The following is a 14108-nucleotide window of genomic DNA, read 5'->3' on the forward strand; positions in this document are numbered from 1 at the left end:
CAGGACGATCAGCAGAAAACCAAAACCTTTGCCACAATGCCCCATCGCGCGAAAGCGCCCGAAACATCACATGAACAGAAAATGATCCCCTTCTCGGTCCTCGACCTATCGCCGGTCATCGCAGGTGCCACCCCCGCGGACGCGTTCAAAAACACATTGGATCTCGCCCAGCACGCGGAAAACTGGAACTACCGCCGCTTCTGGCTCGCAGAACACCACAACATGACCGGTATCGCCAGCGCAGCCACCGCTGTCGTGATCGGCCACGTCGCCGGTGGGACGAAGAAAATCCGCGTCGGCTCCGGCGGCGTCATGCTGCCCAACCACGCTCCGCTCGTCATCGCGGAACAGTTCGGTACCCTCGCGTCGCTCTATCCGGATCGCATCGACCTGGGCCTCGGCCGCGCACCCGGTACCGATCAAAGCACCGCCCGCGCGCTGCGCCGCGATCTGCAAAATAGCGCAGAGTCGTTTCCCGACGACGTCGTCGAGTTGCAACGCTATTTCGCCGACCCCGTGCCGGGTCAGCGTATTCGCGCAGTCCCCGGCGCAGGCCTTCATGTGCCGCTCTGGCTGCTCGGCTCGTCGCTGTACAGCGCGCAACTGGCTGCGGCACTCGGTCTGCCGTTCGCGTTCGCGTCGCACTTCGCACCCGATCACATGTTCACCGCGCTGAAGGTCTATCGCGAGCAATTCCGTCCGTCGGCGACGCTCGATAAACCGTACGCCATGGTCGGCGTCAATCTGTTCGCCGCCGATAGCAACGAGGAAGCGCGACGTCTGTTCTCCTCGCTGCAGCAGCAGTTCGTCAACCTGCGGCGCGGCACGCCCGGTCAGTTGCAGCCGCCGGTCGAACGGATCGAAGCGTCCGAGATGGAGTTGAACGGCGTCGCGCATTCGCTCGCCTGCTCCGTGATCGGCGATCGCGATACGGTCCGCGAAGGACTGCGGTCGGTCATCGATCAGACCGGTGCGGATGAATTGATGCTGACCGCGCAAATCTACGATCACAAAGCACGGCTGCGCTCGTTTGAGATCGGCGCGCAAGTGCGTGAAGAGTTAGGCGCCGGCAAGTAACAACGCAGGCAGTAATAAAAAAGGGCGGCGTGTATCAGCACAGGCCGCCCTTCTTTTTTCGTCGATTGGCTGGCTGCCCTGAGTACACGAACATCAGGTTGCCCAGCCGCAATGCTCACCGATTTGCCGGCACCGCCGCCAGGCCATCGAGCAGCGCCTTATGAAACGCCTGCGGGTCCTGCATCTGCGGCGCGTGCCCCAAGTCGGCGAATTCGACGAGCGTAGCGTGCGGAATCGCCTTCGCAGCGGCCTTGCCCAGTTCGGGGTAGTGGCCGATCTTCGCGCGCACCTCAGGCGGCGCCGCATCCTTGCCAATCGCGGTCGTGTCCTTCTGACCAATCAGCAGCAGCGTCGGCATGCTCAGATGGCCCAGTTCGTACACCACCGGTTGCGTGTAAATCATGTCGTACAGCAACGCGGAATTCCACGCCACGATCTGTTTGCCGGGGCCCCGGTACATCCCCGCCAGCATCTGTACCCACGGCTCATAGTCGGCGCGCCACTGGCCGGCGTAATAGGTCGTCTGCTCGTAACGGCGAATGCCGTCCGCAGTCGTCTTCAGTTCGCGCTCGTACCATTGGTCGACCGATAGCGAAGGCACGCCCTTCGCCTTCCAGTCCTCTAGCCCGATCGGATTGACCAACACCAGTTGCTGCGTTTCATGTGGATACATCAGCGCATAGCGGATCGCGAGCATGCCGCCGGTCGAATGGCCGATCACGGTCGCGTCAGTCACGCCAAGCGATTCGAGCAGCGCATGCGTATTGCGCGCCAGTTGCTGAAAACTGTACTGGTAGTGCTCGGGCTTGCTCGATTTACAAAAACCGATCTGATCCGGCGCGATCACCCGGTAGCCGGCGTCGCTCAGACGATGAATGGTCGCGTCCCACGTCGCCGCACAAAAGTTCTTGCCGTGCAGCAATACGGCCGTGCGGCCGTTCGCATGGTCCGGCGTGATATCCATGTACGCCATGTGCAGCGCCACGCCTTGCGAGGTGAAGTCGTATTGCTCGACCGGTGCCGGATAGTTGAAGCCCTGCAACTCGGGGCCGTACGCCGGACCGCTGTTATCGACAGCCGCAGCCGGAGTGGCGCTGGTAGCCGCGGAACCGGGCTGGGTGAGAGAGCCACCCGAACCACCCGAACGCCCCGAACTGGCCGCACTCCCCGCAACGGCCCCACTGGCCGGCGTGGCAGCGAAAGCTCCAGGCGCAGCGACTAGCGCGCAGGCGCTCAAGATGGCGAACAAAGACTCGCGGCGAAAATTCATCGATCGTTTTCTTGCAAAGGGAAATCGGCGTGAAGCATGTAGGCTGCGGGCGCTGGAAAGCAACGCCCGCACCCCGTTCGGAGCGGACGATTCTACGACGCGCCGCGGGACTCTGCTGCCGCGCGCGCAGGCTCAGGGCGGCGCCGGCCGGTGTGGCACGCATATTGCCGCGGCTCGCCTTGCGCCCTATGTGTCCTCGCGCACGGATGCGTCCTGCGCAAGGGTTGATCGTTCGCAAGGCGGCCGCGCGACTTGCATCCGCACAATTCAGACTATTCGCCCGCGGCAAATCAGTGCTAGAACTAGCAGACGGGCCCGCGAAGACGAAAGCCGCCTGGCAGCACGAATCAATAACGCAGAGCGAGAGAACAAGACCACCCGGGGCATACTAATCAGCAACTATCTTGCATGGGACCGGAGTAAGCGTGAAAGCGCTAACTCCTGTCGACAAAGGAGACAGACATGGAAACTCCGGCACGGCTGAACGATCTGCAACGCACCACCCTCGCCATCGTCCTCGCGGGCGGACGGGGCACGCGGCTCGGGCCGCTCACGAACAAGCGCGTCAAACCAGCGGTGCACTTCGGCGGCAAATACCGGATCATCGACTTCGCGCTCTCCAATTGCCTGAACTCCGGCATCCGCCGCATCGCGGTGGTCACGCAATACAAGGCGCACTCGCTACTGCGCCACCTGCAGCGCGGCTGGGGCTTCCTGCGTGGTGAATTCGGCGAATTCATCGACCTCTGGCCAGCCCAGCAGCGGGTGGAAGGCGCCCACTGGTACCGCGGCACCGCGGACGCCGTGTTCCAGAATCTCGACATCATCCGCTCGATCCGGCCGAAATACGTGGTGGTGCTGGCGGGCGACCACATCTACAAGATGGATTACACGCGCATGATCGCGGATCACGCGGAAAGCGGCGCGGATTGCACGGTCGGCTGCATCGAGGTGCCGCGCATGGACGCCGTGGCCTTCGGCGTGATGGCCGTCGACGAAAACCGCCGCGTGACCGGCTTCGTCGAAAAACCCGCCGATCCGCCCGCCATGCCGGGCCGTCCGGATTCGGCGCTCGCCAGCATGGGCATCTACGTGTTCAGCGCCGATTACCTGTATTCGCTGCTCGAAGAGAACATCTCGAGCGTCGACACCGATCACGACTTCGGCAAGGACATCCTGCCGCGCGTCGTCACGCAAGGCACGGCGATCGCGCATCCGTTCAGCATGTCGTGCGTGTCGTCAGACCCGAGCGTGGAGCCGTACTGGCGCGACGTCGGCACGATCGACGCCTACTGGGCAGCCAACCTCGATCTTGCCTCCACCATCCCGACGCTCGACCTGTACGACCGCAACTGGCCGATCTGGACGTATCAGGAACAGTTGCCGCCCGCCAAGTTCGTACGCGACCTGAAAGGCCTGCAAGGCACCGGCAACAATCTGATCGTGTGCGGCGGCTGTGTGATTTCCGGCTCGCAGATTTCGCGCTCGGTGTTGTCGTCGAACGTCAAAGTGAGTTCGTTCTGTAATATCAATGAGGCAGTCTTGTTGCCGCAGGTCACCGTCGGCGCGAGCTGCCGGCTGCAGAAAGTGGTGATAGACCGTGGCTGCACCATTCCGGACGGCACGGTGATCGGCGAAGATCCCGTGGCCGACGCCGAACGCTTCTATCGCACTGACGACGGTGTCGTGCTGGTCACACCCGAGGCGCTGCAGCAGAAGGGGACGTGATCCGCGCCGGAGCGGCAAAGCGAACGGGCTGGCGGAGCCTGCCGCCCGTCCTGCCGCTCAATTGGACCTGCCGCAAACCCGCACTAACAGGAACGAGACCGAGCCTATGACGATTCGCGCCCTGCACGTCGCAAGCGAGCTGTATCCCCTCCTCAAAACGGGCGGTCTCGCCGACGTCGCGGGCGCGTTGCCGCCCGCGCTGATCGAGCGCGGCGCTGACGTGCGGGTGCTGCTGCCCGGCTTTCCGGCGGTGGTCGCCGGCTTGGCCGACCTGCGTCCGGTGGCGCAGCTAGGCCGCCGTTTCGACTCGCCGGGTGTCACGCTCGAACAGGGCACGCTGCCGTCGAGCGGCCTGATCGTCTACGTCATCCGCGCCGGCTCGCTGTACGACCGGCCCGGCAACCCCTATCTGAACGACGAACACGTACCGTACGGCGACAATGCGCAACGCTTCGCCCTGCTGGGTTGGGTCGCGGCCCAACTGGCTCAGCACCTCGACCCGGCGTGGGCGCCGCAGATCGTCCACGCGCACGACTGGCATGCCGGACTCGCGCCCGCCTACCTCAAGGCGGCTGAACGGCAGCACGGCCGCTCGTTCGCGCGCAGCGTCTTCACGGTGCACAACCTCGCGTATCAGGGCGTTTTTCCGGCGCATCAGTTCGGCCAGTTGGCGCTGCCGGACGACTTCTTCAACATGCGCGGCGTCGAATTCTATGGGCAGTTGTCGTTTCTCAAGGCAGGTCTCTACTACAGCGACCGCATCACCACAGTCAGCCCGACCTACGCCCGCGAAATCCAGACACTGGCCCAAGGCGGCGGGCTCGACGGGTTGCTGCGTCATCGCTCGCACGATCTGAGCGGCATCCTGAACGGCGTCGACTATTCCGTGTGGAATCCCGCCACCGACGCACTGCTCGAAGATCACTACACAGCCACCCGTCTGGCCGGCAAACTGGCCTGCAAGGAGGCGCTGCAAAAGCGCTTCGGCCTCGCGCAGAAAAGCGACGCTTTGCTATTCGGCGTGGTGAGCCGGCTGACCGAACAGAAAGGCCTTGACCTGCTGCTCGAGGCGGCGCCGGAAATTGTCAAACGCGGCGGCCAACTAGTGGTGTTCGGCACCGGCGACCCGGCGCTCGAAAATGGTTTGAAACGCGTCGCGCATACGCATCCGGAATCGGTGGCAGTCGAACTGGGTTTTGACGAGACACTCGCGCATACGATCGTCGCGGGCAGCGACGTGATCGCGGTGCCGTCGCGCTTCGAGCCCTGCGGACTCACGCAACTGTATGCGCTGGCTTACGGGTCGCTGCCGCTCGTGCATTGCGTCGGCGGCCTCGCGGACACGGTCGTGGACGCGTCGCTCGAAAATCTCGCCGACGACCTCGCTACGGGCTTTGTATTCGAACGATTCGAGCCGAAGGGCCTTGCGGCGGCGATCCGCCGCGCGTTTGCGCTCTATGACCGCCGCACCGAGTGGAAAGCCACGCAACGTCGCGCGATGCATCAGGATTTCGGCTGGGGCGCCTCGGCCGAGCGCTATCTGGCGCTGTATCGGGAACTCGCCTGATCCCTCACCCGTTTGATGGTTCGACGCAACAACACGGGGACGGATCGACTCGCGCGTGACAAACTCATGTATTGTTAGTTGACTATGCAGACCGCGCATTTTTCTTGCACTATCTGAAACAGTCACGCCGCTTCAGGCGCCCGGTCAAAGCCGGTTCGTTACCGCGGCTATCCGTCCGTTCTCATTGATCGCGCAAAACATCTTGCGCGGGCCACACCATGACGAAAAACGTTCTGAGCATCCAGTCACATGTCGTCTTCGGGCACGCCGGCAATAGCGCGGCCGAATTCCCGATGCGGCGGCTCGGCGTCAATGTCTGGCCGCTCAATACTGTGCAGTTTTCGAACCACACGCAATACGGTCATTGGACCGGCGGCGCGATCGAAGCATCGCAGATGGAAGAACTCGTCGAAGGGATCGGCGCGATCGGCATGCTGCCGCGCTGCGACGCCGTGCTGTCCGGCTATCTGGGCACACCCGAGCAGGCGCAGGCGGTGCTGGAGATCGTCAAGGCCGTGAAGGCCGCCAATCCGCGCGCGTGGTACTTCTGCGATCCGGTGATGGGTGCCGCGAGCGGCTGCAAGGTCGAGCCGGGCATCCAGGAATTTCTGGTCCGCACCATGCCGACGGTTGCTGACGCCATGGCGCCGAACCATACCGAGTTGCAACGCCTCGTGGGCCGTGAGATCGAGACGCTCGAAGAAGCGGTGGCCGCGTGCCGCGAGGTCATCGCCCGTGGGCCGAAGCTCATGCTGGTCAAACATCTACTCGATCGCAACAGCCCTGCCGACCGTTTCAACATGCTGGTCGTCACCGAGCGCGAAGCGTGGATGGGGCAACGTCCGCTCTACCCGTTCGCGCGGCAGCCGGTGGGCGTCGGCGATCTGACGAGCGCGGTGTTTGTCGCGCGCACGCTGCTGGGCGATTCGATCCGCGCCGCCTTCGAGCACACGCTGGCCGCGGTGAACGCGGTGGTCAAAGCGACGTGGCAGGCCGGGCGCTATGAACTGGAACTGGTGGCCGCACAGAACGAAATCGCGCAGCCCCGTGAATGGTTCGATGCCTGGGTGGCGGAGGAGACGGCGTAGGCGCGGGGCACCTTGGCGCGGCTCAACACGTAACCGTGCGCCCCGCATCAGTTGCTAGCCGAGCCCACACCCGGCACGCGACCCGCGCTTGTCAGCCGGTCGCCCTATAATGCGTGCCGCGTGGGCGAGGCAATCGCCCGCCCACAGCGCATTTTTTGGGGCGTCCGGGCGTCCGGGCATCCGGCATTCAGCATTCAGCATTCAGCAGACGAGGCATCGATGGACGGTTATATCCGCAGCGAGCGGGAAGAATTTTTTGAGCAGTTGTGCATCAGTGTCGACGCGGACGAAGCGCACGAGCAGGAAGCGATCGAGTACTTCGAGAACCAGTTCGACCAGGCCGACTTCGATCCCGCACAGTGGCTCGACATCGCGCTTTTCTATTCGCCGGCGGTGGCGCGCGGCATCGTCGAAATGGTGACACCCGACGACAAGGCGCGCAGCAACATCGCCGAAATCATCGCCGACAACCTCGACATTTCGTACGGCGAGGACGAGTGCCAGCAGTTCGCCGAGACTATCGAATTCGCGCTGAACAACGGCGTGCCGGTGGATCTCGACCTGGTGCTCGACGGCTGCCAGCGCGCAATAGACGATCTCGACACCTGGGCCGACGAAGAAACCAAGGCGCCCATCCTGCGTCTGCGTGAAGAGTTGCTGCGCCAGCAAGGCGAGCAGTGAGGGCGTCGTTTTAGCCCGCCGTCAGTTGCTTCTTTTGCTTCTGTCGTTTTTCCGGCGAGCCCGCGCAGGTTTGTTTCCGCGACTGTGCAACGGTAGTAAGGCCGGCGCGCTCGCGCCGGTTTCTCGAGCGCCATCTCCAGGCCGCATCCCCGCCGTTTGTTCGGCCGCATATCGCGCCCTGTTTCTTAAGCATATGCCGCAATCCGCACCCGCGCGCCGCCGCTGACAGGCCGCCAGCCCAAGCGCTGTGCGGGCTATGCCGAAATGCTCATTCAAAGCGCCGCGAACTGCCAAGACGGTCGCAAATTGGCTTTCTATATTCGCGCCAGATTGACGGGCATATGAACGCCACTGCGCGTCCCCAAGAGGACTTCCATGGACGCCCCCAAGGGGATTTCCTATGGGCGTATTCCAGCATTGTTAATGGTGACAGATCATCCGTACCTTTGATGACGCGCCATGCGAAGTCAAACCAATGCTTGCGCGTCGATCCAGTGTTACAGCCTTACCGCTTTCACACCTGAAACTGTCGATGGAGAGAAAGACCATGAGTCTTCGCAACACGCTGAAACCGCTTGCTCTGTTCGTTGGCGCTACCTTCGCGATCGCGCCGCTGGCCAGTTTCGCCGACGACCTGCCGGTGAAGATCGGCTTCGCCGCGCCGCTGACGGGTGCCAACGCCGGCTACGGGAAGGATCTGGAGAACGGTGTCCGGCTTGCCATCGAGGAAGCCAACGCGCAGAAGATCAAGATCGGCGACAAGGTCGCGCAATTCCAGCTCGTCTCCGAGGACGACCAGGCCGACCCGCGCGTCGGCGTGCAGGCCGCGCAGAAGCTGGTCGACGCGGGGGTATCCGTGGTCGTGGGCCACTTCAATTCGGGCACGACGATTCCTGCCTCGCAGGTGTACGAACAGGCCGGTGTTCCGGTGATTGACCCGGCCGCCACCAATCCGATCATTACCGGGCGAGGCTTCGCGAACACCTTCATGGTGATTTCCACCGATGCGCAAAACGCCGGCAACGCGGGCGTCTACGCCGTCGAGGTGACGAAGGCCAAACGCATTGCGATCATCGACGACCGCACCGCCTTCGGCCAGGGCGAGGCCGACGAGTTCGAGAAAGCGGTGAAAGCGCATGGCGGCAACATCGTGACGCGCGAATACACCGACAATCACGCGGTGGACTTCAGCACGCAGATCACCAAGATCAAGGCGACCAATGCGGATCTGATTTTCTTCGGCGGCCTGGATACGCAGGCGGCCGGCTTCGCGAAGCGGATGAAGCAACTGGGGATGAACGCGCAGTTGGTGGGGGGTGGCGGCGTGATGGACCAGGACTTCATCAAGCTCGCCGGCGATCCGTCCGAAGGCGCGATGGCCTGGGAATACGGCAGACCGTTGGCCCAATTGCCGGGCGGCAAGGACTTCTCCGCGAAGTTCAAGAAGCGCTTCGGAGTGGATATCCTGTCGTACGCGCCGTTTGGGTATGACGGGGCATGGGCCGCAATCAAGGCGATGCAGCAGGCAAAATCCACCTCGCCGGCGGTCTACCGGCCGGTGCTCAAGACACTCGATTACGACGGCGTGACCGGGAAGATTTCCTTCGATAGCACCGGGGCGTTGAAAAGCGGCGCTTCCACGCTGTATCAGGTCAAGAGCGGAACCTGGGTGCCTATCGTGACCAAGAGCGGAAGTTAAGCGTCTCTTTTTGCCCATGACGGCGTGGTTGTTCATGCGGCAGTGGCGGTACTTCTTTACCGCCACTGCCGTGGGCACTGCCGATGCCGTACGTGCCTACCTGACTGCCTTCAACACCACCTCGGCGTCGAGATCCCGCTCGATCCGGATCAGATCATCCTTCACGCCGGCAAATTCATCGGCAGAGCACATCTGATGGCCAAACGCGGCTCGCAGGTGTCGCCTGACCTGCAAGACCCGCGCGGCAGGATCGAACACGTAGCGAGAAGAAAACTCGAAGAAACGATCCTTCACCGCGGCATCCGGCGGCACATCCGTCACGCGGGCGAACCTCGGCAGTGTCATCGCCAGCGTTTCATCGAATTCCCCGCCGATGCACGCCCAGGGCTGCGTCCTCGCAGGCTCCGCCAGCCATGCCTGCACCTGCCCGGCCATTCCGCCGGACAAGCTCGTCAGGGCCGGCCCAGCGGTCGTCCCATCGGTCCAGACAAAATGTGCCACCCGTCCCTGCATCGACGTGGAAAAAGGTCCATCGGTCGAGACCAGATCGCCCGTGCGCAACTGCGCTGTGCCATGCAGGCCCGTCAGCAATAGACGATTCGCCGCAATCTGTTGCGTGCGCTGCCGCGTTGCCCGTCGAAACATATTGCGTTCGAGCTCCGCAGTATAGCCGGCATCTTCCACGCGATAAGCGTAGTTCGCCGCCCCGCTCTCGTCGACGTCGATCTGCAGGCGCGCCGTGCGCTCGCGCAACTGGGTGGCCGGCGTGCGCGCCAACACGCCCTCGTCGACCAGCAAAACGGGCCGATCCATCGCGCTCGGCGGCAAATAGCCAAAACTCATGCCGCCTGCCGTGGTGTCGGCAAATAGCGATAGATCAGGAATCCAGACGATTGCATGATTGATCGCGCTTTCGCCGTAGCCGGGCACCGCTGGCAAACTGTAGTACGGCCCGAGATTGAGCAGGACGGCCTCGCTGCGGATGCCGACCGCGGCGAGAAACGCGCCGTACAACGCGACGTGGTCCTTGCAGTCGCCATAGCGGTTGTGCAGGATGTCGATCGCCTTATGCGGGATCGCCGCCGTCTCGCCGAGAAACAGCGCAACGTAGCGAATATTCAGGCGCATCCAGTCGAACAGGACCTGTGCCTTCGCACGCGGATCGCTCACCTCTGCGGTCAGGCTCCGTGCGAGTTGAACGATGGCCGGGTCGCTCATCGTCGCGTCGGCCGCAGGGCCGCGATAACGCGCGGCGAAACTCGCGAAGTCCGGCACGGTCGACACCATCAGCCGGTCGCCCCAGTTCGCATAGCCCACCGCGCCCGCTTCGAGCGGCGCATACGGGCCGTGCTGGTAATCGAACTCGTAGCGGGTGCGACCGTTTGCCGTGACCGGCGGCAGCGCGACGTAGCCGCGCGCATCGGCATAAAGCGGCACGTCGGTGGGCAGGTCGAAGATCAGGCGCTGCATCTCGACAGGCTCGCGCGTCGGTTCGACCAGGTACGCGAACGTGCCGGCCTGCAGAGGCTTCGTGCGCGTCTTGCGAAACGCCAGATGCACGCGCGAGCCGGGTTCGACGCCCGGAAAGATCACCGTGCGCAACACGCCGTCTTCGAAACTCGGTGCGCCCGCCGAGCGGGGTTCCTGCACGTCGCGGATCGCTTCAGGCCCGACCGGATGCGCGACGCCGTTCGGGTCGATCGTTTCCGCGGTCAACAGTTGCACCTGCTCGATGTCCTTGTTGAACCACACGTAGCGTTGCGCGATATCGTCGACGCCGCTCGTCGTGTTGGCCCGCAGGACCGTGTCGTCATGTTCTTCGACGGAGCCGTCTTTCTGGATCACGAAGAGGTGGACGTCGCGCTCTGTCGTCGAGGGGGAGAGGTCGTCGTTCGAGGTGCTGGAGGTGTTCAAAACACTGCCCTCAGCAAGCGCGTTGGTTGCACACGCAACCAACGCCAACGCGGCGGTCAGCGCCACGAACGCGAACCACCGCGTCATGCGCGGCGCGCCCTGCCTCGCGCGCGCCACGCACGCGGACTCGACGCAAACTCCGCGCGAAATGCGTGATTGAAATTCGACAGATCGTTGAAGCCGCAATCGAGCGCGATATCGACAACCTTTGCGCTGTCGTCGTCAAGGCGCAGCGCCGCTGCTCGCAAGCGCGCCCGCAGCACATATTGATGCGGCGTCACGCCAGTTACGCGCTGGAACGTGCGCAGGAAGTAGAACTCGCTCAGGCCCGCCGCGGCAGCGAGGCTCGTCAGCGTATGCGTGGCGCCTGGCGTGTCGTCGATCAGGCGCACCGTCTGCGCCACGCGCGACCAGGCCGCGGCGCTTGCGGGTGGTTCCGCGCGCTTCAATGCACCCGCCGCCTTGAGCGTCGCGACGGCCACTTCGACCGCGAGTTCGTCCCACACCGCGCCGCCCGTATCCAGGGCGCCGGCACAGGCCCGCGCGATCAGCGGCGACAACGAAGGTAGCGACGGAATGCGCGCGCGCCTGAAGTTCAGATCGCCGCTCGCGATGCCCGCGTCCGCAGCAAGCTGCTCGAAGTACGCCGGCGCATAGCGGAAGGCAATGCAGCGATCGCCGGGCGCATGCCGATGGCCGCATTCGAAGCAGTCACCCGTATTGCCAAGCAACAGCGCGCCGGGGGTGAGCAACGCGCGTCCCGTCGCGGTCCGGTAGCCGAACGAACCGGCGACCACCATCGCGATGCACACGCCCGCGTGCCGTTCCTCGAACGGCTGGTCGCGCGGGCCGAAGGTGCAAAGGATGTCCGCGACATCCCAGCTCGCGCCTTGGGCCAGCGGACGCGCGCTTGTGCTGCCGCGCGTGCCTTCCCGCGCGCGCTGCGCGAGCGCCTGCTGCAAAGTGACGGCAATTTTCCCCAAGATGCACCTCGGCTGAGTCCGTATCGTCGTTTTAGCACATCGGCGGCCGGCGCGGTTTTGCCCGTTCCGGCGATGGCGCTTTCACTGAACGCTCGAAGGAGCACATACGATGAACATGCTGGACGACACCGTCGAGCGCGGCTTTCACGCCGCATTGACCGCCCCGGCGCGGGCCGCCGACATCGATGCCACCGACGACCTCTACGGCTGGCTGATTGGCAGTTGGGACATGGACGTGCTGCATTACCGCGTCGACCTGGGCAACTCGCGCCGCCGCGGCGAGATTCATTTCGGCTGGGTCCTGGAGGGGCGTGCCGTACAGGACGTGTGGATCATGCCGCCACGCAGCGAACATCATGCGGGGCTCGCTGCCGCCGACACCATGTACGGCACCACGCTGCGGGTGTGGGACCCGGCGCTGCGCGCGTGGCGCGTGACTTACATGAATCCGCTGACCGGCCAGCGCGATGAGCTGATCGGCCGGCGCGTCGGCAATGATCTCGTGCAGATCGGCACGCACGCCGACGGCACACCGATTCGATGGAATTTCACCGATATCACAAGGGATTCGTTCCGCTGGACCGGCGTCGCGCTGGCGCAGGATGGCGTGACGTGGACGCTCGAGGCGGAATTTCACGCACGGCGCAGGCGTTAGGTTGCGGCCGGACGACCAGGAGATTCAAGCCTGCATGCAACAAAGACGCCGAGTTGCAGGCGTCAATCCCCTCCCCCAATGTGCGCGAGCAAGGCCTGCAAGCGCTCCACATGCCTGAGCAGCAAATGCCGATGCTTTTCGATCTGCTCCAGCCGGCCAGCCAGGTCCGCCTGAATCGGGTGGTCGAGATCGGCGGCGGCGATCACGTCCTCCACTTTCGATCGCATCGATGCAAGATCCACCGGCATCTGGCTCAAATGCCGCTCGAAGCGCCGCACGTCCTGCATCGCCAGATCGCGGACCTTGCGGAAGTGGGCCTGACGCCGATGCGCTTCGGCGTCGAGCGTCTCTTCTTCCACGCGTTTGGCCGGACCCGTCTGGCCGAAAATCGGCTCGGGCGGGCGCAGCACCGTCTTCTTGCGCACCGGATGCGCCGTGCCGCGAAAACGCGCAAGCGGCTGTTCGTTGTCGATTGCTTCGCGCGCCTTGGCCGGTATGTCCTCCCCGGTATGCGACACGTTCATCCAGCCATTCGGCAAGCCCGTCACCGCCTCGATACCGCGTACGAACTCCTCGCTGAATTCGCGCTGGCCGGACAGGATCAATTTCAGGTAGCTGGCGGAAAAGGTCATCATGCGCGCCAGACGCGTCGCGGCGCCGACCTCGCGGGTCAGCAGCACCAGGTTCGCTCGCCAGACCGGGAGCAGCAATTCGTCGGAATCTTCCATCGCTGGGTCTTCCATCTTTTTGCCCGATGTATGGATGACGCGATGTGCACACGTCATCGTTCTGAAAGGGTAGTCGCTTCAGCGCATGGCGCGCAATGCCCGCGCGCGCATTCCGCGACGCTCGATGTGCCGAAACGACACGCTGCCGCGCGCCGCTGTCCAGGGATAAAACGCCTCACAGCTCGGCGTTTTGAGTTGACCCATGCATTCGGTCGGCGTTCCTCCGCTGCGTGCGCAATGTGTGGCATTCTTTTGACCCGTTGCGGCACGCCGCGTGCTGCAGCGTTAGCACCACCACCATGATTTAAGGATTTTGTAATGAAGAAACTCGTTCTCGCTATCGCAGCAACCGTCGTCACCCTGAGCGCGATCGCTCCCGCCCAGGCTTATGAACACCACCGCGAATGCCACAAGGTGCGCGTCCACCATCACTGGGAACGTCACTGCCACTGATCGTTATGCGGCGCCCCATACTGCGCGCATCGGAAAGCCTCGCCAAAAGCGAGGCTTTTTTTGCGGCCGCTCCGTTTCAACGAGGCTCGGGTCAAAACCCCGCGAGTCCACAACCCCGCGGTTCACCCTTAAACCAATCCTGCGACGCTCTATACGTTCGGCGCGAACGCCGCAGCATGCAATCACGGACACATGCTGTTACACCTTTGCGGTGTGAGCCGACGCGGTCGCGGCCTCGCGGAATGCGAAGCGCGGCGAACCGCGT

At 63.7% G+C, this 14108-nt stretch carries 12 protein-coding genes; 8 read left to right on the forward strand and 4 right to left on the reverse strand.

The window, feature by feature from the left end; all coding sequences use genetic code 11:
* Positions 1–81 precede the first annotated feature (81 nt).
* Positions 82–1077, forward strand: a complete 996-nt coding sequence (locus M0D67_RS37745; RefSeq protein ID WP_154565688.1) for an LLM class flavin-dependent oxidoreductase — start codon at positions 82–84, stop codon at positions 1075–1077.
* A gap of 115 nt (positions 1078–1192) precedes the next feature.
* Here M0D67_RS37745 and M0D67_RS37750 read toward each other — a convergent pair whose 3' ends face one another.
* Positions 1193–2347, reverse strand: a complete 1155-nt coding sequence (locus M0D67_RS37750; protein WP_171929241.1) for an alpha/beta fold hydrolase — start codon at positions 2345–2347, stop codon at positions 1193–1195.
* A gap of 462 nt (positions 2348–2809) precedes the next feature.
* Here M0D67_RS37750 and glgC point away from each other — a divergent pair, with 462 nt between their 5' ends.
* The 5 genes from glgC to M0D67_RS37775 all read left to right on the forward strand — a co-directional run bounded on the left by glgC (position 2810) and on the right by M0D67_RS37775 (position 9110).
* Positions 2810–4075: a glucose-1-phosphate adenylyltransferase gene (gene glgC, locus M0D67_RS37755; RefSeq protein ID WP_154565687.1), complete on the forward strand. Its 1266-nt coding sequence runs from the start codon at positions 2810–2812 to the stop codon at positions 4073–4075.
* Positions 4076–4181: 106 nt separating this feature from the next.
* Positions 4182–5642, forward strand: a complete 1461-nt coding sequence (gene glgA, locus M0D67_RS37760) for a glycogen synthase GlgA (protein WP_266242384.1) — start codon at positions 4182–4184, stop codon at positions 5640–5642.
* Between the two features lie 218 nt (positions 5643–5860).
* Positions 5861–6730, forward strand: a complete 870-nt coding sequence (pdxY, locus tag M0D67_RS37765) for a pyridoxal kinase PdxY (protein ID WP_154565685.1) — start codon at positions 5861–5863, stop codon at positions 6728–6730.
* A 219-nt stretch (positions 6731–6949) separates the two neighbouring features.
* The gene (locus M0D67_RS37770) at positions 6950–7411 is read left to right on the forward strand and encodes a hypothetical protein (RefSeq protein ID WP_154565684.1); all 462 of its coding nucleotides are present in this window, start codon (positions 6950–6952) and stop codon (positions 7409–7411) included.
* A 547-nt stretch (positions 7412–7958) separates the two neighbouring features.
* Complete coding sequence (locus M0D67_RS37775; protein WP_266242388.1) at positions 7959–9110, forward strand: branched-chain amino acid ABC transporter substrate-binding protein; 1152 nt, start codon at positions 7959–7961, stop codon at positions 9108–9110.
* A 96-nt stretch (positions 9111–9206) separates the two neighbouring features.
* Here M0D67_RS37775 and M0D67_RS37780 read toward each other — a convergent pair whose 3' ends face one another.
* Positions 9207–11111, reverse strand: coding sequence for a DUF3857 and transglutaminase domain-containing protein (locus tag M0D67_RS37780; protein ID WP_266242390.1), 1905 nt, complete (start codon positions 11109–11111; stop codon positions 9207–9209).
* On the reverse strand, positions 11108–12007 hold the full coding sequence (locus M0D67_RS37785) for a helix-turn-helix transcriptional regulator (RefSeq protein ID WP_266242392.1): 900 nt from the start codon (positions 12005–12007) through the stop codon (positions 11108–11110). The genes M0D67_RS37780 and M0D67_RS37785 overlap by 4 nt, the downstream gene beginning before the upstream one ends.
* Positions 12008–12122: 115 nt before the next feature.
* Between M0D67_RS37785 and M0D67_RS37790 the strand changes: the two genes are divergently transcribed.
* Positions 12123–12662 (forward strand): hypothetical protein, encoded by a 540-nt coding sequence (locus M0D67_RS37790; protein WP_266242394.1) that lies wholly within the window; start codon positions 12123–12125, stop codon positions 12660–12662.
* Positions 12663–12724: 62 nt separating this feature from the next.
* On the opposite strand, the gene M0D67_RS37795 is transcribed toward M0D67_RS37790, so the two are convergent.
* Positions 12725–13390 carry a hypothetical protein gene (locus M0D67_RS37795; RefSeq protein WP_154565679.1) on the reverse strand — a complete coding sequence of 222 codons (666 nt, stop codon included), beginning with the start codon at positions 13388–13390 and terminating at the stop codon, positions 12725–12727.
* A 318-nt stretch (positions 13391–13708) separates the two neighbouring features.
* Here M0D67_RS37795 and M0D67_RS37800 point away from each other — a divergent pair, with 318 nt between their 5' ends.
* A complete protein-coding gene (locus M0D67_RS37800; RefSeq protein ID WP_266242397.1) occupies positions 13709–13843 on the forward strand; it encodes a hypothetical protein in 135 nt (44 codons plus the stop codon).
* The last annotated feature ends 265 nt before the right edge of the window (positions 13844–14108 follow it).

The sequence above is a fragment of the Paraburkholderia sp. SECH4 genome, assembly GCF_030511745.1.
GTDB classification, from domain to species: Bacteria; Pseudomonadota; Gammaproteobacteria; order Burkholderiales; family Burkholderiaceae; genus Paraburkholderia; species Paraburkholderia madseniana.